This is a genomic window from Caballeronia sp. NK8 (genome assembly GCF_018408855.1).
Taxonomy (GTDB): domain Bacteria; phylum Pseudomonadota; class Gammaproteobacteria; order Burkholderiales; family Burkholderiaceae; genus Caballeronia.
This window is the reverse complement of the sequence record NZ_AP024322.1, coordinates 2,737,175-2,763,025: the sequence shown is the minus strand read 5'-3', so window position 1 is coordinate 2,763,025 and position 25,851 is coordinate 2,737,175. Positions and strand designations below refer to the sequence as shown.

Below are 25,851 nucleotides of genomic sequence, written 5' to 3'. Positions count from 1 at the left end.
ATCGATGCACACACAGGGGATCGCATGCCAGGAAGACGATTGAACGCGCGCGCCGTGACGGCGGCGGTCATCGGCAACGCGCTGGAGTGGTACGACTTCACCGTGTTCGGTTTCATGACGGTCGTCATCGCGCGCCTGTTCTTCCCGACCGACAGCGACTATTCGTCGATTCTTCTGACCACCGCGACCTTCGGCGTCGCGTTCGTGATGCGGCCGGTCGGCGGCATCGTGCTCGGTCTCTATGCTGATCGCGCGGGGCGCAAGGCGGCGCTGACGCTTGTCATCGGTTTGATGACGCTCGGCATTTTTCTGCTGGCGATCGCCCCGCCGTACTCGGCGATCGGCATCGGCGCGCCGCTCGTCATCGTGTTCGCGCGACTGTTGCAGGGCTTTTCCGCGGGCGGCGAGTTCGGCAGTTCCACGGCGCTCCTGATCGAAGCGGCGCCTTTCTCGAAGCGCGGCTTCTACGGCAGTTTTCAGATGGCGAGCCAGGCGGCGTCGCTGTTGCTCGGCGCGATCGTCGGCGCGGCGATCTCGCGCGGTCTGTCGCCCGAAGCGCTCGATTCCTGGGGCTGGCGCGTGCCGTTCATTCTCGGGCTCGTGATCGGGCCGGTCGGTCTGTATATCCGCCGCAACATGGCCGACACCGAAGCGTTCCTGCACGCGAAGAAGACCGCGCGCCGCGCGACGCTCGGCGAAGTGTTCAGCACGCATAGCCGCGAAGTGCTGTGCGGGCTCGGTGCGGTGATCGCGTTGACGGTGAGCGTGTACGTGCTGATCGCCTATCTGCCGACATTTGCCGTCAAGCAACTGAAGCTGCCATTCGGGCAGTCGTTCACGGCGCTGATCGTCGGCAATCTGCTGTTGATGGTGCTCTCGCCGGTCGCGGGCGCGTGGTCGGATCGGATCGGGCGCAAGGGGCTGTCGCTGTGGTCGCTGGCGATCACGCTCGTCATCATCTATCCACTCTTCGCGTGGCTCGCGGCCGAGCCGAGCGTGATGCGGCTCGTGATCGTGCAGGCGCTGCTGTCGATCGCGCTCTCGGGCTACTATGGGCCGTTCGGCGCGCTCATCGCCGAGCTCTTTCCGGCGCACGTGCGCTCGACGGGGCTGTCTCTCGCGTACAACATCGCGGTGATGATTTTCGGCGGCTTCGGACAGTTCATCGTCACGTGGCTCATCCGCGTCACGGAATCGCAACTCGCGCCGACCTTCTATGTGATGGGCGGGCTCGTGCTTTCGCTGATCGCGGTGGCGTGCATTCCGGCGACGCGCCACGCAGACGTCGACGAAGCACGCGATTTCATCCGTTAGCAGGCGTTCAAATGAAAGTGATCGAAAGCAGCAAGTTCACGGCGGAGCGCGCATGGGGCGCGCTCGATATCTGCGTGATGAACGGCACGTCGTGCCGTCTGCACTGGACCGACAAGCCCTACAAGTGGCATGTGAACGACGGCGAAGAGGTGTTCGCCGTGATGCAGGGCGAAGTGCGGATGCACGTGCGCGGGGCGGACGGCGAGCGCACGCTGACGCTGCGTGCCGGCGATATCTTCCATGCGCAAGCCGGCGACGAGCATTTCGCCGAACCGGTCGGCGAGGCGCGCATTCTGGTGATTGAGAAGGAAGGGAGCGTGTGAGGGCGATTCTTCCTAAACCATTCGGACAGGTGGTGCGGCTGCCGCGTCGTCCCTGATAATGTGCCCATCGTTGTGTGTGAACGAGGGTGAGAAATGGTTAGGATGGTTGAATTAATCGAGCGTGAGTATGAAGAGGCGCGGGAGGCGGGAAGGTTGAGCGAAGCGGGAGCAATGCCTCTGCTGGACTCGGATGAACTTCTCGTGGTTTCAAAAGAAACGCTCGGGCATGTGGAAGCGCGTCTCGAGGAGGTCGAGCGCGAGCTGTGCCAGCGCAAGATCGATGAAGCGTTCGAGCGACTGAAGGCGCAAGGAATCACGGAAGACATGCTCCTTTCGCCGGAAGATCTGGAAGACGAAGAAGCTTCGCGAGCGCGGCGCAAGCGGCGCTTTAACGGCAGCGCACGAGCGCCGCGATGGTCATTTTCCAGGATGTTCGGCAGCCTGTTTGCGAAGAAGGCGAAGCAGGTCGCATGATGGCGCGCGACATCCGGTTTTCAACGCCGGGCTGGTGTGACTACCATTCCTGGCGCGCGATGAATTCGAAGACTTTCGAGAGACTGACAGCCCTGATCAACGAGTGTCGCCGCAGCCCGTTCAAGGGAACGGGCAAGCCGGAAGCGCTCAAGGGCAGGAAGGCCTGGTCGCGGCGCATCGACGAGAAGCATCGCTTCGTGTATATGGTCACGGACGAGCAACTCGTCGTCGTCAGTTGCCGCGGCCACTACGGCGACCACTAACGCCCCGGACGGACGCGCAGAACCTACCGCTCCAGACCCGCCTTAACCAGCAACTCCGCCAGCACTTCCGTAATCCCGCCCTCGTGCCCCTCGGCGCGTTCCTTCAACTGTTTCACCAGCTTTTCATCGAGCTTGCAGGCGAACGGCACGAGGCCCTTCGCCTGGTCGAGCTTGCGCTGCTCGCGGCGATCGGTCTTTTGCGCATCCGCGCCGCCCGCGCGCGCGCGGCCGCCTTGCTTCAGGTCGTTGGCCAGTTTGAAGGCCTTGGTCTGTTCCAGTTGAAATTTGTTCACGCGATGCTCCAGGGCAAGTTTCGATGTCAGGGGCCGTATTGTACGGAACGCGACGACCGCCCTAGCGGCCGGCTTCCGCGAGCGCGTCGATGCGCTCGCGCATGCGCCGCCAGTGCGAGCCTTCCCAGAACACGCGATGGCACACGTCGCAGGTGACGAAGCGCGCGTGCCGCTCGCGCACGCCTTCGGGCACGCGGCCATCGATATCGCCAGGTCCGGCCGGACGCAGAGGCGCATTGCACATCAGGCAGAGGCGGAACGCGCGAACATGCGGCGCCAGGTCGAAGCGCTCCGAAACCTCGCGAAACTGGTCGTCGGGCTGCAGCGTACGCACGTAGCATCCGTGCAGCACGGCGCGGCGCTTGAGCAACTCGCGATCGCGCGTCAGCACGATGCGCGCTTCGTCGCGTGCAAGCTGCTCGATTTCGTCGTCGGGGAAGTTGTTGTCATAGCGGGTGTCGAAGCCCGCGAGCCGCAGCAATTGCGCGAGACCGCCGAGATGGGCATCGGCGATGAAGCTCAGACCGGCGGCGTCGAGCGGCGGACGCAGCAGCCGCGCGCCGTTGGCTTTGCCCTCGGGCGCGTGACGCGCGGGATACACCTCGATGAGGTCGTCCGCCTCGATCAGCGTGTCGAAGCCGGTAGGCATGCCGTTGCGCACGATCAGTTCGACTTCGGTATGCGGCACGCCGAGCGCCTCGATCATGTGCTTGGTCGACGAGGACTTCGCGCACGCGCACGCGAACGTGTGCCCGCGCAGGGATCGAGCGAGGAAATCATTCAGTTCGCGATGGAAGTGAAAGCGCGCCTTGACCATGCAGGCAGTATCGCATTGCGCGCTGCTGCGCGCTTCGCATCGATGTGCTCTACTGGCGCTCGGGTCGCGCGGCCCTCGCGGCGCGGCAAGCGGACAAGGCAAAGGAGTATGAGCATGGATATCGGATTCATCGGACTGGGCGAAATGGGCGGCGCGATGGCAAGCAACGCGTTGAAGGCGGGGCACACGGTGCGCGTCTGGAACCGCTCGCGCGACAAGACGCGCGCGCTCGCGGACCAGGGCGCGTCGGTGGTCGATACGCCCGAGCAGGCCTTCGCCGGCGACGCAGCGTTCTCGATGCTCGCCGACGACCACGCGCTGCGCTCGGTGCTGGTCGACGGCGGTTTGCTCAAGCACGCGCCGAAGGGCCTCGTGCACGTCAATATGGCGACGATTTCGGCGGCGCTCGCCGTCGAACTGGCCGAGTTGCATGCGCAGCACGGCGTCGCGTATGTCGCCGCGCCGGTGCTCGGGCGGCCGGATGTCGCAGCGGCGGGCAAGCTCAACATCCTCGCGGCGGGCGCGAGCGACGCCATCGACCGCGTGCAGCCGGTACTCGACGCGCTCGGCCAGAAAACCTGGCGCGTCGGCAGCGAGCCGCAGCACGCGAACGTGCTCAAGCTCGCGGCGAATTTCATGCTGGCATCGGCGATCGAAAGCTTCGGCGAAGCGGCAGCGCTCGTGAGCGGCCACGGCATCGAGGCGAAGACCTTGCTCGACGTCATCACGAACTCGCTTTTTCCGGGGCCGGTGTATCAGGGCTACGGCAAGATGATCGCCGAGCGCCGCTACGAGCCCGCGCTCTTCAAGGCGCGCCTCGGGCTGAAGGATGTGCGCCTCGCGATCGCCGCGGGCGATGCCGTGAACGTGCCGCTGCCGGTCGCGAGCGTCGTGCGCGACAATCTCGTCGATGCGCTCGCCCACGGCGACGGCGAAAAGGACTTCGCCGTGCTGGGTCAGGTGGCGGCGCGGCGCGCGGGCCGCTGATTCCATTCGCGCGGTGTGGCGAAGGCGGCGTTTCGCCCGGTTCGACGCGGGCAGGCGGCATAATGCGAGTCCCGCTTTCTTCCCGCCACGCCGCAATGAGCCTGCATCTCTGGTGGCTGTTCGTCGCCACTGTTTTCGTCGTTTCCGCGATCCCCGGTCCCAACATGCTGCTCGTGATGACGCACGGCGCGCGTCACGGCCTCAGACGTTCGACGGCCACCATGGCCGGCTGCCTCGCGGCGCTCGTCCTCATGCTGTCGGTATCGGCGGCGGGATTGGGCGTGTTTCTCGAAGCGTGGCCGCGTCTGTTCGACACGCTGCGTCTGCTCGGCGCGGCCTATCTCGTCTGGCTCGGCGTGAGGAGCTGGCGCGCGAAGGCGAGCGCGGTCGAGGTCCGCGATGACAGCGGCATCGCACACGCTTCCCGACGCTTCACGCTCTTTCGCAATGGCTTTCTGGTGGCGAGCAGCAATCCGAAGGCGATTCTCTTCGCGGCGGCGCTGCTGCCGCAATTCATCGACGCAAGCAGGCCGGTGCTGCCGCAATTCGCCGTGCTGGTATCGACGTTCGCCGTCATCGAAGTGAGCTGGTACGCGGTGTACGCGGGCCTGGGCGCGCGCATTGGCGACAAGCTGAAGAGCGCGAGCGTCGCGCAGGCGTTCAACCGGCTGACGGGTGGCGTGTTCGTCGGCTTCGGCGCGATGATGGCGCTCGTGCGCCACTGAACGCGCAAACGTCTGCATGAACGGGCGCATAACTTGCGTGCGTCCACAATGCTTCATTCGCTTTCGAACATACAGGCGCGACCGGCAGGTGCATAGTCGCGCTCGTAGCGCTTGTCCCGGTTCGCAGCAAAATCAGAAAAAAAGCTGAAAAGGAGGCGCCTCATGCAACCGACTGGCCGACGCGCCGCTCTGGCAGCGCTCCTGCCGCTTTGTTTCGGCGTACTGGCGACGACGCCCGCGCGCGCCGACGATACCCCGAGTCCCTGCGATGCGCTCAAACGCATCGTGGCCGCGGCGCCGAATTTCTCGTCGCTTTCCGCATCCGACGGACGCGCGCTCGCGCGGCCCTACGGCGATGACGCGAAATGCGCCGCATCGCAGACGAACTATCGCTGCACCTGGACGCCGCACGGCGGTTCCAGCGCCGAAGCGTTGCAGGGCGTCGCGGCGGACATCGCGTCGTGCCTGCCGGACGCGACGCACGACCAGAACGCCCCCGCGCGCCAGCATTTCTATCTCGGCGCGCGCGGCGCGCGCACCGAGATCACGGCGGCGCAAGCGGGCTCGAACAAATTGACCCTCGAAATATTCGGTTCCCGGTGAGGCCATCGTGAGCAAGCGCATCCTCATAGCCGATGACGACGACGATGCAATCGCGGGCCTCGCGAACCTGCTGAACGGCATGGGCCACGAAGTGGCGCTCGCGGCGAACGGCGCGCAAGCGGTCGAAGTCGCCGCGCAGTTCGATCCGGAAGTCGTGATTCTCGATCTCGGCATGCCGCTCCTGGACGGCCTCGCGGCGGGGCGCGCCTTGCGCCGGCTGCCGAACGGCCACGCGATGATGCTCGTGGCGCTCACGGGCTGGGGCCAGCCGCAGCATCGGGAGATGACGCAGGACGCCGGTTTCGACGTCCACCTCGTCAAGCCGATTTCCGGCGATCAGCTCCACTTCATCCTGTCGATGATGCAGCCCTGATTTTTTCGGCGCTCTGCGTCACCCCGCCGCAACAGGTGATGTTGCGATGCACCAATATTATTGGTATATTTACTCCCGTCTCCTCCATGTCTCCACTGATATGGATTCAGCCCGCCAGCATTGGCGGGCTTTTTTTCGTCCTTACGTTTCGATGTTGCGCCGCGTCGCCAGACGCAAAAAAGCCGATTCGCGGTGAAGCGAATCGGCTTTCGTTATCCCGGATGCAGCGTAATCAGCGGGCCAGACCCGCCTCCTCGTCCGCGCCGATCGCCAAGTTCATGCACTGGATCGCCGCGCCCGATGCGCCCTTGCCGAGATTGTCCAGACGCGCGACCGTCACGAAACGCTCATCGTTGCCAAACACGAAAATATCGACGCGATTCGTTTCATTGCACGCCTGTACGTCGAAGAAGCCGGCGTCGAGGTTGCTGTCGGCGTCGAACGGCATCACGCGCACGAACGGCTCGTTGTTGTAGTACTCCGCCAGCATGTCGCGCACGTCCTGCGGCTTGGCTTTGCGCGCGAGCTGGTCCGGCGAGAAATACGTCGTGACCGCGAGGCCTTTCAGGAACGGGCCGACGATCGGCGTAAAGACCGGCGCGCGCTTCAGTCCCGTGCGTACCGACATTTCCGGCAGATGCTTGTGCGTCAGGGCGAGCGCGTACGGGCGCGGGCTCATGAGCCTGTCGTTGCCGCCCGCTTCGTACTCCGCGATCATTTTCTTGCCGCCGCCGCTGTAGCCGGTGATCGAATACGCGTGGGCGTCGAAATCGGCGGGAACGAGGCCGCCCGCGACGAGCGGCTGCACCGACAGCACGAACGCCGACGCGTGGCAGCCCGGCACCGCGATGCGCTTCGACGCGCGCAGACGCTCGCGCTGCGCGCGCGACAATTCGGGAAGCCCGTAAGCCCAGTCGTCCTGCGTGCGGAACGCCGTGCTGGCGTCGATCATCACGGTGCGCGTGTTGCCCGGGTCGACGAGCGAAACCGATTCGCGCGACGCGACATCCGGCAGGCACAGAAAGGTCACGTCCGACGCGTTGATCAGGCTGCGGCGCTCCTCGACGTCCTTGCGCTTCGCTTCCTCGATCCGCAACACTTCGATGTCACGGCGCTGCGACAGATATTCGAAAATCTTCAGGCCGGTGGTGCCTTCCTGTCCGTCGACAAATACTTTCGTGGTCATCTCGATCTCGCTGGTTCGTGCGGGCGCTCGCCGCAAAAACGATAGTTTAAGGCGATTCCGAGGCGGGGGGATGTCCGTCGCTTTCGAGACGCGCCTGGCTGCCGATCCAGCGCGCCGTCACCTCGGCGATGCGCGCGCCGAAGACCTTCGCCGTTTCGAGATCGCCGGGCGGCGGGGCTTCGTCCGGCGAGGCGTCGGCCGGCGACTGCGTCAGCAGGCCGGTGAAGCCACCGACGAAGTTCAGGTCGTTGCGGGTGGCCGCCTTCGTGTTCGACGGCATCATGCCCGTGCCGACCCAGATCATGCCGTGCTGCATCGCCAGCGTGACGAAATAGGAGATGGTCAGGAATTTGTCGCCGTTCATATGCGCCGAATTGGTGAATCCGGCCGCGATCTTGTCTTTCCACTTCTGCGCGAACCACGGCTTCGAGCTCGCGTCGGCGAATTTCTTGAAGTCGGCGGACGGTCCGCCCATGTACGTCGGCGCGCCGAATACGATGGCGTCGGCGGCGTCCAGCTCGGCCCAGCCGGCCTCGTCGAGTTCGGAAACGGCGATCAGCCTGACGTTCGCACCGGCGTCGGTCGCGCCGCCGAGCACGGCTTCCGCGACCTTCTTCGTGTGGCCGTAGCCGCTGTGATAAACGATGATGATGTTCGGCATGGTGTCCCTGAGTCTTTCCCCTTGCCGCGGTGAGCGCCCGAGGCGTTCCTCGCAGACGGCCCGGCCGAGTCTAGCAAAGACAAATTCTGACGGACCGGCGCGAGCGCACGCTTCTAGCGGGGAACATCCGGGCGCGCATAGGTGAAAGTCAGTTGCGCGCTGGCGATCGTCATCGTGCGGATTTCGTGCTCGAACATCAGTGCCGGCGTGCCCTGGCGCAGGCGCAGATCGGTGCTGTCGAGTGCGTAGACGGTCACGATGTAGCGATGCGGCTTGCCGGGCGGCGGGCACGGGCCGCCGTAGCCGTCCGTGTCCCAGTCGTTGCGCGCCTCGATCGCGCCCATCTTGCGCAGCACGCCCGAGGCGCTCGCGTTGTTCGGCAGACGATCGGTGCCAACGGGAATCCCGGCGACCGCCCAATGCCACCAGCCGCGTCCGGGCGCATCCGGGTCGAAGACCGTCACGGCGAAGCTGCGGGTATTCGCGGGGGCGCCGCGCCAGGAAATCTGCGGCGAGCGGTTGCCGCCCTTGCACTCGGACTGATCGAAAAGCAGATCGCGTCCGACAGGCTTGCCCGGCGCGAGATCCGTGCTCGACACGCTGAAGGCGGGATCCGCTGCGACCTCGTGCGAATTCGAGAAACCGGCGACCGCACAGGCGGTGAAGAGTACTGCTGCGACATGGCGACTCGAACTCACGCGTCGGCCGGTGAGGCGCATGTGCTGAACTCCTGTCAGTATCGTCGCGCGTTATAGCAGCGTTTCGCTGGCTGCAACGATGTTTTTTGTCTCAGTGATGCGCTTCGTACCAGCTTGCAGTTTAACATTGCAACAAAGCATAAAAGCCTTGAATCCTTGAGACTTAACCGATGGCGCCTTGCGCGCCCGTCGGTTTCGACGTAGTGCGCAGCGCCTTGACGGCGATGACTTCTGATTCTATTGAACGTAGAAATGAGTAATTCGACGCAGATTCGCGCGGCAGCAAATGGACCGAAATACAGGAGAAGTAAATGAGCCAGCGAATAAAAGTCATCATCGCGGATGACCACCCCGTGATCCTGTTCGGCGCGACACAGGCGCTCAACAAGTTTCCGGAAGTCGACGTCATCGGGCAGGCGCGCCAGTCGACCGAACTCGTCCAGTTGCTGCAGAAGACACCTTGCGACGTCCTCGTCACCGATCTCGCCATGCCCGGCGGCTCATACGGCGACGGCATGCCCTTGCTCGGCTACATTGGCCGCCAGTTTCCGCGGGTCAAGCTCGTCGTGCTGACGATGCTCGAAAATCCGGCCTTGCTCAAACGTTTGCGTGAAGTCGGCGTGATGTCGATCATCAACAAGGCCGACGACATGAACCATATAGGCTGGGCGATCCAGCACGTGATGCGCGGTCAGGAGTATCTGGGCCCGTCCGTGAAGAGCGCGCTCGACAGCATGGGGCTCGGCTCGAACGGGCAGCAGCGCAGCGTGATCCTGTCCAAGCGCGAACTCGAGGTCGTACGCCTTTTTGTCTCGGGCATGACGATCACGGAAATCGCGGGGCAATTGCGGCGCAGTATCAAGACGATCAGCACGCAAAAGAACACCGCGATGCGAAAACTCGGCATCGAGCGCGATTCCGAATTGTTTCAGTATGCGCAAAGCAACGGCTTAATGAATCTCTCTGCCTATTCCGGCGACGGCTCGCTCGACAATTCTTCATTGCCCAATCCGAATTCTCTTTAGCCGTTTTTGCTTGCCGAATAAAAAAGAGCCGCTGATTCGAATCAGCGACTCTTTTATTCATATTGCTTCGCGAATGTAAATTCTTATTGCGGAGCAGCGGTTGCGCCGCCGTGGGCAGCCGACCATTCGGCCGGCGCGTGCAGGAATTTCTCGACTTCATCGAGCGTCTTCGTCTCGAAGTAGCCTTGCTCCTTCGCGACGCGCAGCACGTCCCACCACGTGGCGAGCGCGTGCAGATCGACGTCGATGTCTTTCAGCACCGACACGCTTTCCTTGAAGATGTTGTAGTGGAACAGCACGAAGCAGTGATTCACGGTCGCGCCCGCGGTGCGCAGCGCGTTGATGAAATTGATCTTGCTGCGGCTGTCCGTGGTCAGGTCTTCGACCAGTAGCACGCGCTGGCCTTCCGTGAGCAAACCTTCGATCTGCGCGTTGCGGCCGAAACCCTTCGGCTTCTTGCGGACGTACTGCATCGGCACCATCAGACGGTCGGCGATCCACGCCGCGAACGGGATGCCCGCGGTCTCGCCACCGGCGACCGCGTCGATCTGCTCGTAGCCGACGTCGCGCAGGATCGTTGCCTCGGCCATCTCCATCAGGCCGCGACGCACGCGCGGGTAGGAAATCAGCTTGCGGCAGTCGATATACACCGGGCTCGCCCAGCCGGACGTGAAGATGTACGGTTTTTCCGCGTTGAAGTGCACCGCCTGAACTTCGAGCAGCATTTTGGCGGTGGTGTCGGAGATCGTCTGGCGATCGAAGCCTGTCATGGGCGAATCCTTGGACTTGTGTGGCGCTTGAAGAAGCGGGAGGCGGCCGCGAGGGCCTTGGCGCATGGAACTGACGCGAAAAGAGCCGTCTTGCGACGGTCGTTCAGACGTTTCCTGCGCGCGTAGCCCGCCATTTTACCCGAGCGAACGGGTCGGGGCGAATTGTTTGCAGGTTGTGAAAGCGCGACGCTCGCACGTACACTCGCGACGCTGCGCGTACCGACTTCCTTCGATGACATCTGTTTCCTCCACCAACGATTCCCCCGCCGCGCCCACTCGCCACGCGCTGCGCGCGCTCCTCGCGTCCGTGCTCGGCTACGCGATGGACGGCTTCGATCTGCTGATCCTCGGCTTCATGCTGCCCGCGATCGCTGCGGACTTGCATCTCACGCCCGCGCAATCCGGCGCGCTCGTCACCTGGACGCTCGCCGGTGCGGTGGCGGGCGGCATCGTGTTCGGCATGCTGTCCGACTACTTCGGCCGCGTGCGAATGCTGACCTGGACGATTCTCGTGTTCGCCGTTTTCACCGGCTTGTGCGCGCTCTCGCAGGGCTACGGCGACCTGCTGATCTATCGCACCATCGCCGGGATCGGGCTGGGCGGGGAGTTCGGCATCGGCATGGCGCTCGTCGCCGAGGCGTGGCCCGCGCGGCTGCGGGCGCGTGTGTCGTCTTACGTGGGGATCGGCTGGCAACTGGGCGTGCTCGCCGCCGCGCTCATCACGCCGATGCTCCTGCCCGTGATCGGCTGGCGCGGCATGTTCGCGGTCGGACTCTTGCCGGCGGTCGTTTCGTTTTTCGTGCGGCGGCACGTGGAAGAACCCACGCTGTTCACCGAACGTCGCGCCGCCGCGAAAACCGACGTCGCGCGCAAACTGCCGCTCAAACGTCTTTTCGACGACGCCCGCACCGCGCGCGCGAGCGTCGGCGTGATCATTCTGTGTTCGGTGCAGAACTTCGGCTACTACGGGCTGATGATCTGGCTGCCGAGCTATCTGTCGAAGACCTTCGGCTACTCGCTCACGAAGTCCGGACTCTGGACCGCCGCCACCGTGCTCGGCATGGCGCTGGGCATCTGGCTGTTCGGGCTCGCGGCGGACCGCTTCGGGCGCAAGCCGGCGTTTCTCGCGTATCAGATCGGCGCGGTCGCGATGGTGTTCGTCTATTCGAATCTGACGAGCCCGTCGGCGCTCTTGATCGGCGGCGCGGTGATGGGCGTGTTCGTGAACGGCATGCTCGGCGGCTACGGCGCGCTGATCTCCGAAATCTATCCGACCGAAGCGCGCGCAACCGCGCAAAACGTGTTGTTCAACATCGGGCGCGCGGTCGGCGGGCTGGGGCCGGTCGCGGTCGGCGCACTCGCGGCGCGCTATTCGTTCGCGGTCGCGCTCGCGTTCCTCGCCTCGATCTATCTGCTCGATATCGTCGCGACGCTCTTTCTGATCCCCGAAAAGCGCGGCGCTGAACTCGAGTGACATCGCCCGCGTTTGTCCGATGAAACCGGCCCGGATACGCTGAAACGTTGCATCGCGTCATTGCAGGCGCGCGGTGTACACTGGTTGTCCCAAAAAACCAAAGGCTCCGTCCGCTCGTTCCATCCTTGCGAGCGGCACGCCGCGTCTATCCGACGCGCCGGGCATATGAAACTTGGTCCATAGATTCACATTTCCGCATTCATGCAGCACGGTCGACGGCGGTGTGAACCCTGTTCAAATAATTCCCAAACGTCTCAGGTCAATCATGGACGAACAACTCAAGCAAAGCGCCCTCGCGTATCACCAGAATCCCCGTCCCGGCAAGATTTCGGTTACCCCGACCAAGCCGCTTTCGAACCAGCTCGACCTTTCGCTCGCGTATTCGCCGGGCGTCGCGGCCGCGTGCATGGCGATCTACGATGAGCCGCTCGACGCACAGAAGTACACGTCGCGCGCGAATCTCGTGGGCGTCGTGACGAACGGCACGGCCGTGCTGGGTCTCGGCAATATCGGCCCGCTCGCGGCCAAGCCGGTGATGGAAGGCAAGGGGTGTCTCTTCAAGAAGTTCGCGGGCATCGATGTGTTCGATATCGAATTGGCGGAAACCGATCCGGACAAGCTCGTCGATGCGATCGCGATGCTCGAGCCCACTCTGGGCGGCATCAACCTCGAAGACATCAAGGCGCCGGAATGCTTCTACATCGAAAAGAAGCTGCGCGAGCGCATGAAGATTCCCGTTTTCCATGACGATCAACACGGTACAGCGATCATTGCATCGGCGGCGATTCTCAACGGCCTGAAAGTGGTCGGCAAGAAGCTCGACGAGATCAAGCTCGTGTGCTCGGGCGCGGGCGCGGCGGCGATCGCGTGTCTGGACCTGCTCGTGCATCTGGGCCTGAAGAAGTCGAACACACTCGTGATCGATTCGAAGGGTGTGATCTACGAAGGCCGCGGCAATCTGGATGCCTCGAAGGAGCGCTATCAGGCGAGCACCGACGCGCGCACGCTCGCCGACGCGATGCACGGCTGCGATGTGTTCCTCGGCTGTTCGAGCGCGGGCGTGCTCAAAGCCGAGATGGTCGAGACGATGGCCGACAAGCCGCTGATCCTCGCGCTGGCCAATCCCGAGCCGGAAATCCGTCCGGAAGAGGCGAAGCGCGTGCGTCCGGACTGTATCGTCGCGACGGGCCGTTCGGATTATCCGAACCAGGTGAACAACGTGCTGTGCTTCCCGTTCATCTTCCGCGGCGCGCTGGATGTCGGCGCGACGACGATCACGGAAGAGATGAAGCTCGCGTGCGTGCGCGCAATCGCGGAACTCGCGGAAGAAACCGATCAGGGCGACGAAGTCGCGAAGGCTTACGAAGGTCATTCACTGGAGTTCGGCCCGGACTATCTGATTCCGAAGCCGTTCGATCCGCGCCTGATCATCAAGATCGCGCCGGCCGTCGCGCAAGCCGCGATGGATTCGGGCGTCGCGACCCGTCCGATCAAGGATATGGACGCGTATCGCGAGACGCTCGGCGCGACGGTGTATCGCACGGGCATGGTGATGCGTCCGGTGTTCGCGGCGGCGAAGGCAGCGCCCGCGCGCATCGCGTTCGCGGAAGGCGAGGACGAGCGCGTGCTGCGCGCCGCGCAGTTCGTGCTGCTGGAGAAGATCGCGAAGCCGATCATCATCGGCCGGCCGGCTGTCGTCGAGATGCGTCTGCAGAAGATGGGCTCGAAGCTGAAGCCGGGCGTCGACTTCGAGATCGTGAATCCGGAGGACGATCCGCGTTATCAGAAGAGCTGGCAGGCGTATCACGAAATCGCCGCGCGTCAGGGCGTGACGCCCGAAAGCGCGAAGGCCGCGCTGCGCAAGTTCAACACGCTGATCGGCGCGATCCTGGTTCACACCGGCGATGCGGACGGGATGATTTGCGGTCTCATCGACACGTATCAGGATCATCTGAAGTTCATCGATCAGGTGCTGGGCAAGGCGGAAGGCGCGAACAACTTCGCCGCGATGAACCTGCTGATGCTTCAGGGCCGCAATCTGTTCATCAGCGATACCTACGTCAACGAAACGCCGACGCCCGAGCAACTCGCCGACATGACGATTCTGGCGGCGCGCGAGATCGAGCGTTTCGGGATTCAGCCGAAGGTCGCGCTGGTGTCGAACTCGAACTTCGGCAGCGTGCCGGGTGCGTCGAGCAAGCGCATGGCGGAAGCGCGCAAGCTGATCGCAGAGCGCGCGCCGGATCTCGAGATCGACGGTGAAATGCACGGCGATGCTGCTTTGTCGGAGACGGTGCGCAAGGCTTCGTTCCCGGGCACGACGCTGCACGGCGAGGCGAATCTGCTGATCATGCCGAATGTGGAAGCGGCGAACATCACGTACAACCTGCTCAAGATGGTGAGCGGCGAGGGCGTGACGGTCGGGCCGTTCCTGCTGGGTGCGGCGAAGCCGGTGCATATTCTGACGCCGGCCGCGACGGTGCGTCGGATCATCAATATGACGGCGGTGGCGAGCGCGAATGCGAGCGTGGCGAAGTAACGCGCCAGGGCGTTAGAAAGTCGAACGGCGATCCGGGAAACCGGATCGCCGTTTTGTTTGGGAGATTCGGCGCGTCAGGCGACGTGTCTCGCTTCGCCGCCCTGCGGATCACGCCACCGCGCCAGCAGCTTTTCCCACTTGACCTTCGCCGCCTTCACGTTGTTCTCCTTGACGTGCCCATAGCCGCGCATGGAATCCGGCAGACTCGCCAGTTCCACCGCAAGCGGCAGCTTCTGCGCCGTGAGTCCGCCGATAACCTCGCGCACCAGCGCCTCATACTCGCGGATCAACGCCCGCTCCATCTTTCGCTCTTCCGTGCGTCCAAACGGATCGAGTCCTGTCCCGCGCAGAAACTTGAATTTCGCGAGCACGCGCATCGCGGACATCATCCACGGGCCGTATTGCTTCTTCACCAGATGCCCGTGCGCGTCCTTCTTCGACAGGCTCGGCGGCGCGAGGTGAATCTTGATCTTCCAGTCGCCTTCGAAACTGTTCTTCACCTTGTCGAGAAAAACCGGATCGGCATACAGGCGCGCGACTTCGTACTCGTCCTTGTAAGCCATCAGCTTATGGAGATTCTTCGCGACGGCTTCGGTCAACGGATACCGCCCGTCGCCCGGGCCGAATTCCGCTTCCTTCGCGCGCACTTCCGCGACGAGCCGGCCATAACGCGCCGCGTACGCCGCGTTCTGATACCTGGCGAGATAGTCGAGCCGCTTGTCGATCAACGCATCCAGAGCCTTCGGCGTATGCAGCGCGATGACCTTGCCCGGCGCTTCCTGTCCGCCGCGCTGCGAATCCGCGAGACGGCGCACTGCCTCGGGATCGTGCGCCGCGCGACGGCCCCATTCGAATGCGGCGAGATTCTTCTCGACCTGCACGCCGTTCAACTCGATCGCGCGCACCAGCGATTCATGCCGTAGCGGCACCCAACCCTTTTGCCACGCAAACCCGAGCACGAACGGATTCGTGTAGATCGCATCGCCCATCAGTGCGACGGCGAAGCGGTTCGCATCGACGAGCGCGACATGCTCGCCGGCCGCCGCACGAATATCCGCCTCCGCGCTCGCGCCCGGGAAACTCCAGTTCGGGTTCTTGATGAACTCGGCGGTCGGCGTCTGCGCGCTGTTCACGACGACGCGCGTGTGATCCGGCTGCATCCGCGAGCCGCATTCGTTGCTCGCGGTGACGATCGCATCGCAGCCGATGACGAGATCCGCCTCGCCCATCGCGATACGCGTCGCGTGGATATCGGCGGGGCGGTTGGCGATCTGCACGTGGCTCATCACGGCGCCGCCCTTTTGCGCGAGGCCGGTGACATCGAGGACCGTGACGCCTTTCTGCTCCAGATGCGCCGCCATGCCGAGCAGCGCGCCGATCGTCACGACGCCCGTGCCGCCAACGCCCGTCACCAGCACGCCGTACGGCCGCGCGATCTCCGGAAGCTCCGGCGCGGGGACGGTGGGCATCGCATCCGCTTCGACGCTCGTCGCCTTCGGCTTCTTCAGTTGGCCGCCTTCCACCGTCACGAAACTCGGGCAGAAGCCGTTCAGACACGAGTAGTCCTTGTTGCACGTCGACTGGTTTATCTGCCGCTTGGTGCCGTACTCGGTTTCGAGCGGTTCGACCGACAGGCAATTCGACTTCACCGAGCAATCGCCGCAGCCTTCGCACACGGCCTCGTTGATGACGACGCGCTTCGCCGGATCGGGAAACGCGCCGCGCTTGCGACGCCGGCGCTTTTCGGTGGCGCAGGTCTGGTCGTAGATCAGAATCGATGTGCCCGGCACTTCGCGCAGTTGACGCTGGATTTCGTCGAGCTTGTCGCGATGATGCACGTCGATGCCCGGCGCAAGTCCCACGCTCGCCGTGTACTTCTCCGGCTCGTCCGTGACGATGACGATTCTGGCCGCGCCTTCCGCCGCAAGCTGATGCGTGATCTGCGGCACGGTCAGCACGCCGTCGACGGGCTGGCCGCCGGTCATCGCGACCGCATCGTTATAGAGAATCTTGTAGGTGATATTCACCTTCGCCGCGATCGCCGCGCGGATCGCGAGCAGCCCGGAGTGAAAGTAGGTGCCGTCGCCGAGATTGGCGAACACGTGCTTGTCGTTCGAGAACGGCGACTGGCCGACCCACGCGACGCCTTCGCCGCCCATCTGGCTGAAGGTGCTGGTGTTGCGGTCCATCCAGACCGTCATGTAGTGGCAGCCGATGCCCGCCATCGCGCGTGAGCCTTCCGGCACGTTCGTCGACGTATTGTGCGGACAGCCCGAGCAGAACCACGGCTTGCGCTCCGCTTCGACGCGCGGGCGCGCGAGCGACTTCTCCTTCGCGTCGATCACGGCGAGCCGCGCGGCGATACGCGCGCGCACGTCTGCGGGCAAATCGAATTTTTCGAGGCGCGTGGCGATCGCCTTCGCGATGATCGCGGGCGACAGCTCGTAGTGCGCGGGCAAAAGCCAGTTGCCCATCGGCACGGACCATTCGCCGCCCGCGCCGTCTTTTTCGTCGAACTTGCCGTAGACGCGCGGCCGCTGCGCATCCGGCCAGTTGTACAACTCTTCCTTGATCGCGTATTCGAGGATCTGGCGCTTTTCCTCGACCACCAGAATCTCTTCGAGCCCGCGCGCGAACTCGTGCGCGCCTTGCGCTTCGAGCGGCCACACGCAGCCGACCTTGTAGAGACGGATGCCGATCTGCGAGCAAGTCGCGTCGTCGAGGCCGAGGTCGGTCAGCGCCTGACGTACGTCGAGATACGCCTTGCCGCCGGTCATGATGCCGAAGCGCGCGTGCGGCGAATCGATTTCCACGCGGTCGAGCTTGTTCGCGCGCACGTAGGCGAGCGCGGCGTACCACTTGTAGTCGAGCAGACGCGCTTCCTGCACGAGCGGCGGGTCCGGCCAGCGGATGTTCAGGCCGCCATCGGGCATCGCGAAGTCGGTCGGTAGCACGATTTTCGTGCGATGCGGATCGATATCGACGGACGCCGACGACTCCACGACATCGGTCACGCATTTCATCGCGACCCACAGGCCGGAGTAGCGGGACATCGCCCAGCCGTGCAGACCGAAATCGAGATATTCCTGCACGTTCGACGGAAACAGCACCGGCAGGCCGCACGCCTTGAACACGTGTTCGGACTGATGCGCGAGCGTCGATGATTTCGCGGCGTGATCGTCGCCGGCGAGCACTAGAACGCCGCCATGCTTGGCCGATCCGGCGGAATTGCCGTGCTTGAAGACGTCGCCGGAACGGTCGACGCCCGGGCCTTTGCCGTACCACATCGCGAACACGCCGTCGTGCTTCGCGCTCGGATACAGATTGACTTGCTGCGAGCCCCATACGGCGGTGGCGGCGAGATCTTCGTTCACGCCCGGCTGAAACACGACCTGATGCGCGGCGAGATGCTTCTTCGCCTTCCAGAGCGACTGGTCGAGACCACCGAGGGGAGAACCGCGATAGCCGGAGATGAATCCGGCGGTGTCGAGACCGTCGGCCTTGTCGCGCTCCTGCTGGAGCATCGGCAGGCGCACCAGCGCCTGGATGCCGCTCATATAGGCGCGGCCGCGTTCGAGCGTGTATTTGTCGTCGAGCGTGACGGACTTCAGTGCGGCTTCTAGGGAAGCTCTTTGTTCTGCGTCTAGCGGGGCGTTCATTATGTGTACTCCTCCACCCGGGGTTTGGGATCGCCAAAGCATTTTTCAGGCCGCCGCGTCTTGTGAACGTTCGGGCCGGGATTCTCAGTGTGCCCGATGCGCTGGTCTTTCAGGCACTGGTACAAACCCGTTAAAAATTCCTCACTTAAGCGCGTTTTGCATCAAATCCTTAACGATTTGACCGTCTCGAAGAGGGTTTTGTTACAGCGTGTAAATCCGACCGATTCGCGGAACCCTGAGGCTCATCCCTGTCTAACATGCGCCTGTCGGAAATCCCGTGCCGTCTTTTTGCGCACGTTTGGCTTCCGAAAGCGAGTTGTTTAGAAGGAGATAACGATGAAACAACGCCACATCCAGAGTTTTTTGATGGTTTCGGCGGCTTTTTTCGCCATCAGCGCGCCGGTGGGCGGCGCTCGGGCGAATAACGCGTCGCCGTTCGGGGCGTCGTCGGTTGCACAGGTCGCGCAGGTGCGCGTTCAATCCGTCCAGGCTGGCGCCCAGAAGCGTCGCGAATCGGAAAGCAGCGACGACGAGACGGCGGGCTGACCCGCTCACGCGGTTCGGATTTACACACCGGATCGCCAGAATGCACAAAGGGACATGGACCTTCGCGGCCATGTCCCTTTTTTAACGCCCGTGTTTTCGTCGGGGATCAGCTCGCGGTGGTGTCCTTCAGCACGCCGCGGCGCATTTGATCCAGTTCGATCGATTCGAACAGCGCCTTGAAGTTGCCTTCGCCGAAACCCTGATTGCCCTTGCGCTGGATGATCTCGAAGAAGATCGGCCCGATCTGGTTCTCCGTGAAGATCTGCAGCAGGATTTCGTCCTTGGTGCCGTCGATCAGAATCTTGCGCTTCTTCAATTCCGCGACCGATTCGACGTGACCCGGCACGCGACGATCCACGAGTTCGTAATAGGTATCGATGGTGTCGAGCAGCGCGATCTTCGCGCCGCGCAGGCCGTCGACCGTGCTGTAGATATCGCCCGCGCCGAGCGCGATGTGCTGAATGCCTTCGCCGTGATACGCGTCGAGATATTCCTGAATCTGTCCCGCGGTTTCCGAGCCTTCCTCGTTGATCGGAATGCGGATCTTGCCGCACGGTGAAGTCATCGCCTTCGACTTCACCGCCGTTACCTTGCCTTCGATATCGAAGTAGCGCACTTCGCGGAAGTTGAAGAGCCGCTCGTAGAACTCCGCCCACTCGACCATGCGGCCGCGATGCACGTTGTGCGTCAGGTGATCGATATACGTGAGCCCGTGGCCGACCGGATTCTGCTCCGCGCCGGGAATCGGCTCGAAATCGACGTCGTAGATGCTGATATCGCCGATGCTGCCCGGCTGTGCGCCGTTCTTGCCGCGCCAGCGATCGACGAAGTAAATCAGCGAATCGCCGATGCCCTTGATCGCCGGAATGTTCAGTTCCATTGGGCCGGTCTTGTTGTCGAAGCCCCACGCGCCGAGATCGAGCGCGCGCTTGTACGCTTGGGCGGCATCGGCGACGCGGAACGCGATTGCGCAGATCGACGGCCCGTGCATACGCGCGAAGCGCTGCGCGAACGAATCCGGCTCGGCATTGACGATGAAATTGATTTCGCCCTGGCGATACAGCGTCACGTCCTTGTGACGGTGCTTCGCGATCGCGGTGAAGCCCATTTGCTCGAACAGCTTGCCGAGCGCGACGGGATCGGGCGCGGTGTATTCGATGAACTCGAAGCCGTCAGTGCCGACGGGATTCTCCCAGGTCGTTGCGGTCATGCATGTCTCCTGATTTGGATGCGCGCGATGTGCGCGACGTGGAGACAGTTTAGTCAGGCGGCACTGGCAAAAACTTGCGAATCAAATCGCGCATTCATAGAATTCGGCACGATACTGCCAGTATTGCGTTAAATGGAGCTAGAAAATGGCCGAACCCGATTTGGACACGATAGATCGCAGAATTCTCGCCATCCTTCAGGAGAATGGGCGCTTGTCGAATCAGGAGATCGCGGAGCGCGTGAATCTGTCGCCGAGTCCGTGTCTGCGGCGTATCCGGCGGCTGGAGGATATCGGCGTGATTCGCGGCTATGTCGCGTTGCTCGATGCGAAAAAACTCGGACTCGGCCTGCTCGCGTACATCAACGTGCGTCTGGAGAAACGCGGCGGCATGCAGGCCGCGGCCGGCACGCCGAAAGCGCCGACGCACGGCGATCTGTTTCGCGAAGCGGTGCGCTCGTGGCCGGAAGTGGTGGCCTGCGATGCGATGACCGGTGAAATGGATTTCCTGCTGCGCGTGCAGGTGCGCGACATGGATGATTTCTCGCGCTTCGTGCAGGATCAACTGCTGCATCACCCATCGGTGATCGACGTGCGCTCCAGCTTTTCGCTCGAGCGCATCAAGGAGACGACGGTTCTGCCGCTGCGCTGAAACGACGAAGGGCGGTCGAAGCCGCCCTTGTTGGTCCCGCTCGCAGCGCAAACCCCGCGCTGTTCTCGAAGGAAGTTACGCGGCGTCCGCAGTCGGCATAAGTGCCTGGAAAACCTGCGACGCGCGGTGCGCCTGACGCTTGATCGCGTAGTCGAAGAGGGCGGCCTGCTCCTGAAGCATTTCGGTCATGAAGCTGCTCTGGTCGGCCGGCGTGAGCGACAGATAAGCGTCCGCCTCGCCGTACGCGTACTCGATCTTCATGCCCGACTTCTTCGCGATGTGCATCATCGTCGAATTGCGCGACAGGCAGTGCATATAGAGCACCGAAACGTGCGTGTTGCGGCTGCTCATGGAAGCGCGCTCGAACAGCTTCGTGCCGACGCCGCGGCCGCGCGCGCTTTCGAGCACGGACACGCCGAACTCGGCGGTGCGCTTGTCGCCTTCAGCGGGCAGATAGGCCAGATGGCCGACGCCGATCAATTCCAGCGAACTCCCGAACACGCCGAACACCTTGTCGTTCGAGAAGTTGATGTTGTGGACGTAGTTCTCGATCACGTGATCCGGCACGACCTGGCCGAAGCGCAAGAGGCGGTCGTCTTCGTCGAGTGCAAGAAAGTGCGTGAGCAGACGCTCGCGATCGGCCGAGGACAATTCGCGGACGAGAACCGGCATGCGCGCGTTCTTGATCGGCTGATCGTGCGCGACGATCTGCTCGGCAGTGCGGTTGATGGTCAGTTCCACGGTTGTTCCTCCTCATTCGTCATGCAGCATGCTGCAAAGCAAAACGAATTTTAGCTGATTCCAGAGAAACAGATACGGGAAAACCCTTAAAACACACTAGGAGAGACGTTCTAAACAGCTACTGAAGTCGATTAGATCGTATAAAAATCAACAACTTATGATCATTGTGTAAACGCAACGTTTTACCGACCGGTCGGTTTGTTGTACTGCAACATCGCGTCAGTCGCCGTTCAGACCGTTCTCGATCATGTCGACGACCTGCTCGGCGAATTCGCCATAACCGAGCTTGCCGCCCGGCTTGAGCCACGTGAACGTCCAGTTGATCATGCCGAAGACCATCATCGTGAGCGCCGTCTGATTGTCCTTGGTCGCGCGCTTCGGATAAGCCCGCGCGAGCTGACGCGCAAACGCCGCAACGATATCGCGCTGACGATCCAGAACGATTTCGCGCTGCGCGTCTTCCAGATACTTCACATCATTGAGCAGCGCGACGTGCCGGCTGTGCGACGTCTCGTATTCGGCGAGGAACGCGCGCACGAGATCGGCGAACGCCTCGCGCTCGCCCAGTCCGCGCCGCTGGCTCGAACCTTCCACTTCCGCGATGATCAGCATGAGCCGCTTGGTGTAGCGGTCGAGCAGATCGAAGAGGATCGCTTCCTTGCTCGCGTAGTAGTGATAGAGACGCGCCTTCGACGTGCCGCTCGCGGCGGCGAGGTCGGCCATCGAAGTGCTGGGATAGCTCGTCTGCGCAAATTTCGCGGCGGCGAGTTCGAGGATCTGTTCGCGTTGCGTCTCGTGGTCGGGCGCTTTGGTACGTGCCATGTGTTCGAAGTGTGCGTTCTTATAAATATGGTGTTCAGCGGCGCAGCTCGGCCTGACTGATCTCGGACGGCGTGCCGCGGATTTTAAGCCGTCCCGCCGTGACGAGTTCGCGGCAGCGCCAGAAGGCGATGGAATCGGAGAGCATGAAATCGAAGCGTCGTCCCATCGCGGCGCCGGCGATCTGGCGGGCCAATTGCCATTCCGGGCCGGCGAGATCGAGCAACGCTTCGTCGACGTCGGCCCACGTGCTGGAAACGAGCATGTTGTCGCGCAGGCGGCGCGTCTCGGCATTCGCGTATTTCGCTTCCTGCCATTCGAGCGCGAGCCGGCTGATGCGCAGGACGGAAATCGGCGCGGCGGTCGGCAGTTTCGCGAGCAGTTGCTTCGGCGAGAACATGCCGACGGCGGTCGCGCGATCGTCGCGGCCGACGCGTCCGGGTGCGCCGTCATCGGTCGCGATGCTCAGATCGTCGTGATTGAGCTTCGCTTCGTTGAGGCGCTGGGGCGCATTGCGCAAATGAAAAGCGACGCGCCGCAGCGTGAGCTGGTCTGCCGCGCTCTGGCCGTGCCACACGACGATCTGCGCATCGCTACGCGCGAGGCGGCCGAAGAGGGCTTGCTGCTCTTCGAGTTCGTCCTCGAAGTCGATCGCGCTGTTCAGCACCTGACGCCAGAACGCGGCGCGCGCGAGCGGCGATTCGTCGATCTCCCTGAGCGGGCCGACGGCAAGATCGTCGCGCAGCGCGATGACGGGCTCGTCGCGTTCGGCGCGCCGCAATGCTTCCGTGAGGGCCTGGGCCGCGTAATCGCCATTCGTGACGTGAGTCGTGTTCATCGTTGTCGGATGCCGGAAGACGAAAAGGACCGCTCGGGTGAGCGGTCCTAGTTTACGCGAATCGAATGATGCCCGGCTGTGATCTATCGCTCGTCGAAACTCACGACCACGCGCTCGCTCACCGGATGACACTGGCAAGTCAGCACGAAACCATCATCGATTTCATGTTGTTCGAGCGTGAAGTTCTTTTCCATCTTCACTTCGCCCTCAAGCACTTTCGCGCGGCACGTGCAGCACACACCGCCCTTGCACGCGTACGGCAACGCGAGGCCCGCTTTCAAACCCACATCGAGCACGCTCACGCCTTTGTACGGCAGACGCAGCTTGCGCTTCTTGCCGTCGATGATCAGCTCCAGATCCGCCGCAGGCGTGTTCTCCGTGATCTCGATGGCCGGCACCCCCGCCTGCGGCAACGGCGTGCCGAAGCGCTCGACGTGAATCTGCTTCAGTGCGACACCCGAGTCCTTCAATGCCGCTTCGGCCGCATCCATCATCGGGCCGGGCCCGCAGATGAACGCTTCGTCGATTTCTTCAGGCGAGAGCAGGCTTTCCAGAAACGCCTTGCACTTCGCTTCATCCAGCACGCCGTTGAAGAGCTCCACATCCTGCAGATCATCCGACAGCACGTGATACAGCGAGAAGCGATCCATATAGCGATTCTTCAGATCCTCGAGCTCTTCGGCGAACATGATCGCGTCCACGCTGCGATTGCCGTACACCAGCGTGAAGCGGCTGGTCGGCTCCGTATCCAGCGTCGTCTTGATGATCGCCAGCACCGGCGTGATGCCCGAGCCGCCCGAGAACGCCACATACTGCTTCGCGTGATCCGCGTTCAGGTGCGTGAAGAAGCGGCCATCGGGCGTCATCACCTCGATCTCGTGGCCGGGCTTCAGGGTATCGAACGCGAAGTTCGAGAAGCGCCCACCCCGCACGCGCTTGATGCCGATGCGCAATTCGCCATCGCGATCGTAGTCGGTCACGCCCACGCAGATCGAATACGAACGGCGCGTTTCTTCGCCGTCGATATGCGTCTTGAGCGTCACGAACTGGCCCTGCGTGAAGCGAAACGCATCGCGCAGCGCGGGCGGCACCTCGAACGAAACAGTGACCGCATCGGCGGTTTCGGGTCGCACGTCACGGATGCGCAGCGGGTGGAATTGCGGAGTCGCCATGTTTTTCGGCTCGCTTCAGTTGATTCGGTTGATTCGGTTGATTCGGTTGATTCAGTGATTCGGTTCAGTACGGCTTGAAGTAATCGAACGGCTCGCGGCAATCGATGCAGCGATACAGCGCCTTGCACGCCGTCGAGCCGAACTGCGCCAGCTTCTCCGTGTGCGTCGAGCCGCAGCGCGGACAGGCGATCACCTCGGGCTTGCGCGGCACGAAACGGATCGGCTTCACGTTCGATACGGGCGCGCTGCCGCATTGACCCGTCGGTGGTGCGATACCGTAGCGGCGCAGCTTCTCGCGCGCTTCATCGGTGATCCAGTCGGTCGTCCACGCCGGCGCCAGCACCGTCTCCACGCGATGCGCGCCGAGTTCAGCCTGATCGATCGCCTGCGCGATATCCTCGGCAATCTGCGACATCGCAGGACACCCCGAGTACGTCGGCGTGATCACCACTTCGAGCACGCCATCGTCGCCGTGGCGCACATCGCGCAGAATGCCCAGCTCGCGAATCGATACCACCGGAATCTCCGGATCAGGCACCGCTTCGAGCACGTGCCACGCGCGTTCGATGCTTGCGTCGGCCGTATTCATTTACCAGCTCGCGCCCGGATGCTGACGCGCCAGACTCTGCATTTCCGCCAGCAGATAACCCATGTGCTCCGAGTGCTCGCCGTGCTTGCCCGTCGTGATGTGCTGCACTTCGGCGGGCGCTTTGAGCGTGGCTTCTTCGAGCGCCGATGCAACCTGCTCACGCCATGCCGCTTCGAACGCGCTCGCCAGCGGCGCGATGCCCGCATCGGCGACTGCCTGTTCGATCGCGTCGGTAGCGAAGAACTCGCGCGTGTACGGCATCAGATAATCGAGCGCGGCCTGCGCACGGCGATGCGACTCGTCCGTGCCATCGCCGAAGCGCACCAGCCAGTCGCGCGCATGATGCAGGTGATAGCTCGTCTCCTTGATCGACTTCGCCGCGATCGCCGCGAGTTGCGCATCGCTCGATGTCTGCAGCGCGCTCCACACTTCGATCATCAGCGCCGAGTACAGGAAGTTGCGCACGATCGTCACCGCGTAATCGCGCTCGGCGCGTGTCGTGCCCGCCAGCGGACCGACGTGCGGCAACTCCGTGATCGTGTAGTTGGCGAACTCGCGTTCGGTGCGGAAATACGCGTAGTCGTCTTCGGTTTTTTTCGTGCCGTTCAGCGATGCTTCGAGCGTCGCCGCGTGCGTATAAAGAAGCCGCGCCTGACCGATCAGATCGAGACTGATGTTCGCCAGCGCGATGTCTTCTTCCAGCGCCGGGCCGTGACTGCACCATTCGGCGTTGCGCTGGCCGAGGATCAGCGCGTTGTCCGCCAGACGCAGCACGTAGGCGAGATGTTGTTCCTGACTCATGACGCTCCCGCCCTTACATGTGATTGATTTCGTCGGGCAGCACGAAGAACGTCGGATGCCGATAGATCTTGTCGGCCGCCGGCTCGAACAATTCACCCTTGTCCGCCGGGTCCGATGCCGTGATCGCCGCCGACGGCACCACCCAGATGCTCACGCCTTCCTGACGGCGCGTGTACACGTCGCGCGCCATGCGCAACGCCGCGCCCGCATCCGGCGCGTGCAGACTGCCGCAATGCTTGTGATCCAGTCCCTGCTTGCTGCGCACGAACACTTCCCAGATCGGCCATTCCTTGTTCATCTTC

The 25,851-nt window shown here is 63.1% G+C and carries 28 protein-coding genes; 13 read left to right on the top strand and 15 right to left on the bottom strand.

The window, feature by feature from the left end:
* Nucleotides 1-24: 24 nt before the first annotated feature.
* The 4 genes from NK8_RS13220 (at nt 25) to NK8_RS13205 (ending at nt 2,374) form a co-directional block, all read left to right on the top strand.
* The gene (locus tag NK8_RS13220; protein WP_162066508.1) at nt 25-1,314 is read left to right on the top strand and encodes an MFS transporter; all 1,290 of its coding nucleotides are present in this window, start codon (nt 25-27) and stop codon (nt 1,312-1,314) included.
* 11 nt (nt 1,315-1,325) lie between these two features.
* Nucleotides 1,326-1,637 carry a cupin domain-containing protein gene (locus tag NK8_RS13215; protein ID WP_213226591.1) on the top strand — a complete coding sequence of 104 codons (312 nt, stop codon included), beginning with the start codon at nt 1,326-1,328 and terminating at the stop codon, nt 1,635-1,637.
* A 102-nt stretch (nt 1,638-1,739) separates the two neighbouring features.
* Nucleotides 1,740-2,111: a hypothetical protein gene (locus NK8_RS13210; RefSeq protein ID WP_213226590.1), complete on the top strand. Its 372-nt coding sequence runs from the start codon at nt 1,740-1,742 to the stop codon at nt 2,109-2,111.
* Nucleotides 2,108-2,374: a Txe/YoeB family addiction module toxin gene (locus tag NK8_RS13205; RefSeq protein WP_225936169.1), complete on the top strand. Its 267-nt coding sequence runs from the start codon at nt 2,108-2,110 to the stop codon at nt 2,372-2,374. The genes NK8_RS13210 and NK8_RS13205 overlap by 4 nt, the downstream gene beginning before the upstream one ends.
* A 23-nt stretch (nt 2,375-2,397) precedes the next feature.
* Here NK8_RS13205 and NK8_RS13200 read toward each other — a convergent pair whose 3' ends face one another.
* Together NK8_RS13200 and NK8_RS13195 are read right to left on the bottom strand one after the other, a co-directional pair.
* The gene (locus NK8_RS13200) at nt 2,398-2,667 is read right to left on the bottom strand and encodes a hypothetical protein (protein ID WP_213226589.1); all 270 of its coding nucleotides are present in this window, start codon (nt 2,665-2,667) and stop codon (nt 2,398-2,400) included.
* A 61-nt stretch (nt 2,668-2,728) separates the two neighbouring features.
* Nucleotides 2,729-3,484: a Mut7-C RNAse domain-containing protein gene (locus tag NK8_RS13195; RefSeq protein WP_213226588.1), complete on the bottom strand. Its 756-nt coding sequence runs from the start codon at nt 3,482-3,484 to the stop codon at nt 2,729-2,731.
* A 114-nt stretch (nt 3,485-3,598) separates the two neighbouring features.
* Here NK8_RS13195 and NK8_RS13190 point away from each other — a divergent pair, with 114 nt between their 5' ends.
* The 4 genes from NK8_RS13190 to NK8_RS13175 all read left to right on the top strand — a co-directional run bounded on the left by NK8_RS13190 (nt 3,599) and on the right by NK8_RS13175 (nt 6,172).
* Nucleotides 3,599-4,471 carry an NAD(P)-dependent oxidoreductase gene (locus tag NK8_RS13190; RefSeq protein ID WP_162066502.1) on the top strand — a complete coding sequence of 291 codons (873 nt, stop codon included), beginning with the start codon at nt 3,599-3,601 and terminating at the stop codon, nt 4,469-4,471.
* Between the two features lie 95 nt (nt 4,472-4,566).
* Nucleotides 4,567-5,196: a LysE family translocator gene (locus tag NK8_RS13185; RefSeq protein ID WP_213226587.1), complete on the top strand. Its 630-nt coding sequence runs from the start codon at nt 4,567-4,569 to the stop codon at nt 5,194-5,196.
* Between the two features lie 162 nt (nt 5,197-5,358).
* A complete protein-coding gene (locus tag NK8_RS13180) occupies nt 5,359-5,799 on the top strand; it encodes a hypothetical protein (RefSeq protein ID WP_213226586.1) in 441 nt (146 codons plus the stop codon).
* Nucleotides 5,800-5,806: 7 nt separating this feature from the next.
* The gene (locus NK8_RS13175) at nt 5,807-6,172 is read left to right on the top strand and encodes a response regulator (protein WP_213226585.1); all 366 of its coding nucleotides are present in this window, start codon (nt 5,807-5,809) and stop codon (nt 6,170-6,172) included.
* 232 nt (nt 6,173-6,404) lie between these two features.
* Here NK8_RS13175 and argC read toward each other — a convergent pair whose 3' ends face one another.
* The 3 genes from argC to NK8_RS13160 form a co-directional block, all read right to left on the bottom strand.
* Nucleotides 6,405-7,358: an N-acetyl-gamma-glutamyl-phosphate reductase gene (gene argC, locus NK8_RS13170; protein WP_213226584.1), complete on the bottom strand. Its 954-nt coding sequence runs from the start codon at nt 7,356-7,358 to the stop codon at nt 6,405-6,407.
* Between the two features lie 46 nt (nt 7,359-7,404).
* Nucleotides 7,405-8,019 carry a flavodoxin family protein gene (locus NK8_RS13165; protein WP_213226583.1) on the bottom strand — a complete coding sequence of 205 codons (615 nt, stop codon included), beginning with the start codon at nt 8,017-8,019 and terminating at the stop codon, nt 7,405-7,407.
* Between the two features lie 113 nt (nt 8,020-8,132).
* A complete protein-coding gene (locus NK8_RS13160; protein WP_162066496.1) occupies nt 8,133-8,738 on the bottom strand; it encodes a YbhB/YbcL family Raf kinase inhibitor-like protein in 606 nt (201 codons plus the stop codon).
* 290 nt (nt 8,739-9,028) lie between these two features.
* Here NK8_RS13160 and NK8_RS13155 point away from each other — a divergent pair, with 290 nt between their 5' ends.
* Nucleotides 9,029-9,742: a response regulator gene (locus tag NK8_RS13155; protein ID WP_162066495.1), complete on the top strand. Its 714-nt coding sequence runs from the start codon at nt 9,029-9,031 to the stop codon at nt 9,740-9,742.
* A gap of 83 nt (nt 9,743-9,825) precedes the next feature.
* Here the strand turns inward: NK8_RS13155 and NK8_RS13150 are convergent, their stop codons facing one another.
* Nucleotides 9,826-10,512 carry an orotate phosphoribosyltransferase gene (locus NK8_RS13150; RefSeq protein ID WP_008352701.1) on the bottom strand — a complete coding sequence of 229 codons (687 nt, stop codon included), beginning with the start codon at nt 10,510-10,512 and terminating at the stop codon, nt 9,826-9,828.
* A 232-nt stretch (nt 10,513-10,744) separates the two neighbouring features.
* Between NK8_RS13150 and NK8_RS13145 the strand changes: the two genes are divergently transcribed.
* Nucleotides 10,745-11,986: an MFS transporter gene (locus tag NK8_RS13145; RefSeq protein ID WP_213226582.1), complete on the top strand. Its 1,242-nt coding sequence runs from the start codon at nt 10,745-10,747 to the stop codon at nt 11,984-11,986.
* Nucleotides 11,987-12,251: 265 nt separating this feature from the next.
* Nucleotides 12,252-14,525 (top strand): NADP-dependent malic enzyme, encoded by a 2,274-nt coding sequence (locus tag NK8_RS13140; protein ID WP_162066493.1) that lies wholly within the window; start codon nt 12,252-12,254, stop codon nt 14,523-14,525.
* A 74-nt stretch (nt 14,526-14,599) separates the two neighbouring features.
* On the opposite strand, the gene NK8_RS13135 is transcribed toward NK8_RS13140, so the two are convergent.
* Nucleotides 14,600-18,184 carry an indolepyruvate ferredoxin oxidoreductase family protein gene (locus NK8_RS13135; protein ID WP_213226581.1) on the bottom strand — a complete coding sequence of 1,195 codons (3,585 nt, stop codon included), beginning with the start codon at nt 18,182-18,184 and terminating at the stop codon, nt 14,600-14,602.
* 336 nt (nt 18,185-18,520) lie between these two features.
* On the opposite strand from NK8_RS13135, the gene NK8_RS13130 reads away from it, so the two are divergent.
* On the top strand, nt 18,521-18,730 hold the full coding sequence (locus tag NK8_RS13130) for a hypothetical protein (protein ID WP_213226580.1): 210 nt from the start codon (nt 18,521-18,523) through the stop codon (nt 18,728-18,730).
* Nucleotides 18,731-18,836: 106 nt separating this feature from the next.
* On the opposite strand, the gene hppD is transcribed toward NK8_RS13130, so the two are convergent.
* A complete protein-coding gene (gene hppD, locus NK8_RS13125; RefSeq protein ID WP_213226579.1) occupies nt 18,837-19,940 on the bottom strand; it encodes a 4-hydroxyphenylpyruvate dioxygenase in 1,104 nt (367 codons plus the stop codon).
* Nucleotides 19,941-20,085: 145 nt separating this feature from the next.
* Here hppD and NK8_RS13120 point away from each other — a divergent pair, with 145 nt between their 5' ends.
* The gene (locus NK8_RS13120; protein ID WP_061180113.1) at nt 20,086-20,589 is read left to right on the top strand and encodes an Lrp/AsnC family transcriptional regulator; all 504 of its coding nucleotides are present in this window, start codon (nt 20,086-20,088) and stop codon (nt 20,587-20,589) included.
* Between the two features lie 75 nt (nt 20,590-20,664).
* Here NK8_RS13120 and NK8_RS13115 read toward each other — a convergent pair whose 3' ends face one another.
* From NK8_RS13115 to paaB, 7 genes are all read right to left on the bottom strand, one after another.
* On the bottom strand, nt 20,665-21,261 hold the full coding sequence (locus NK8_RS13115; RefSeq protein ID WP_225936256.1) for a GNAT family N-acetyltransferase: 597 nt from the start codon (nt 21,259-21,261) through the stop codon (nt 20,665-20,667).
* 288 nt (nt 21,262-21,549) lie between these two features.
* Nucleotides 21,550-22,152 carry a TetR/AcrR family transcriptional regulator gene (locus tag NK8_RS13110; RefSeq protein WP_061180111.1) on the bottom strand — a complete coding sequence of 201 codons (603 nt, stop codon included), beginning with the start codon at nt 22,150-22,152 and terminating at the stop codon, nt 21,550-21,552.
* Nucleotides 22,153-22,186: 34 nt separating this feature from the next.
* Entirely contained in the window at nt 22,187-22,987 is an 801-nt protein-coding gene (locus NK8_RS13105) for a DUF1835 domain-containing protein (protein ID WP_162066489.1), read from the bottom strand.
* A gap of 83 nt (nt 22,988-23,070) precedes the next feature.
* Nucleotides 23,071-24,159 carry a 1,2-phenylacetyl-CoA epoxidase subunit PaaE gene (gene paaE / locus NK8_RS13100; RefSeq protein WP_213225923.1) on the bottom strand — a complete coding sequence of 363 codons (1,089 nt, stop codon included), beginning with the start codon at nt 24,157-24,159 and terminating at the stop codon, nt 23,071-23,073.
* 64 nt (nt 24,160-24,223) lie between these two features.
* Nucleotides 24,224-24,748, bottom strand: a complete 525-nt coding sequence (paaD, locus tag NK8_RS13095) for a 1,2-phenylacetyl-CoA epoxidase subunit PaaD (protein WP_213226578.1) — start codon at nt 24,746-24,748, stop codon at nt 24,224-24,226.
* Nucleotides 24,749-25,549 carry a 1,2-phenylacetyl-CoA epoxidase subunit PaaC gene (gene paaC / locus NK8_RS13090; RefSeq protein ID WP_213226577.1) on the bottom strand — a complete coding sequence of 267 codons (801 nt, stop codon included), beginning with the start codon at nt 25,547-25,549 and terminating at the stop codon, nt 24,749-24,751.
* Nucleotides 25,550-25,562: 13 nt separating this feature from the next.
* On the bottom strand, nt 25,563-25,847 hold the full coding sequence (gene paaB, locus NK8_RS13085) for a 1,2-phenylacetyl-CoA epoxidase subunit PaaB (RefSeq protein WP_014191517.1): 285 nt from the start codon (nt 25,845-25,847) through the stop codon (nt 25,563-25,565).
* Between the last annotated feature and the right edge of the window lie 4 nt (nt 25,848-25,851).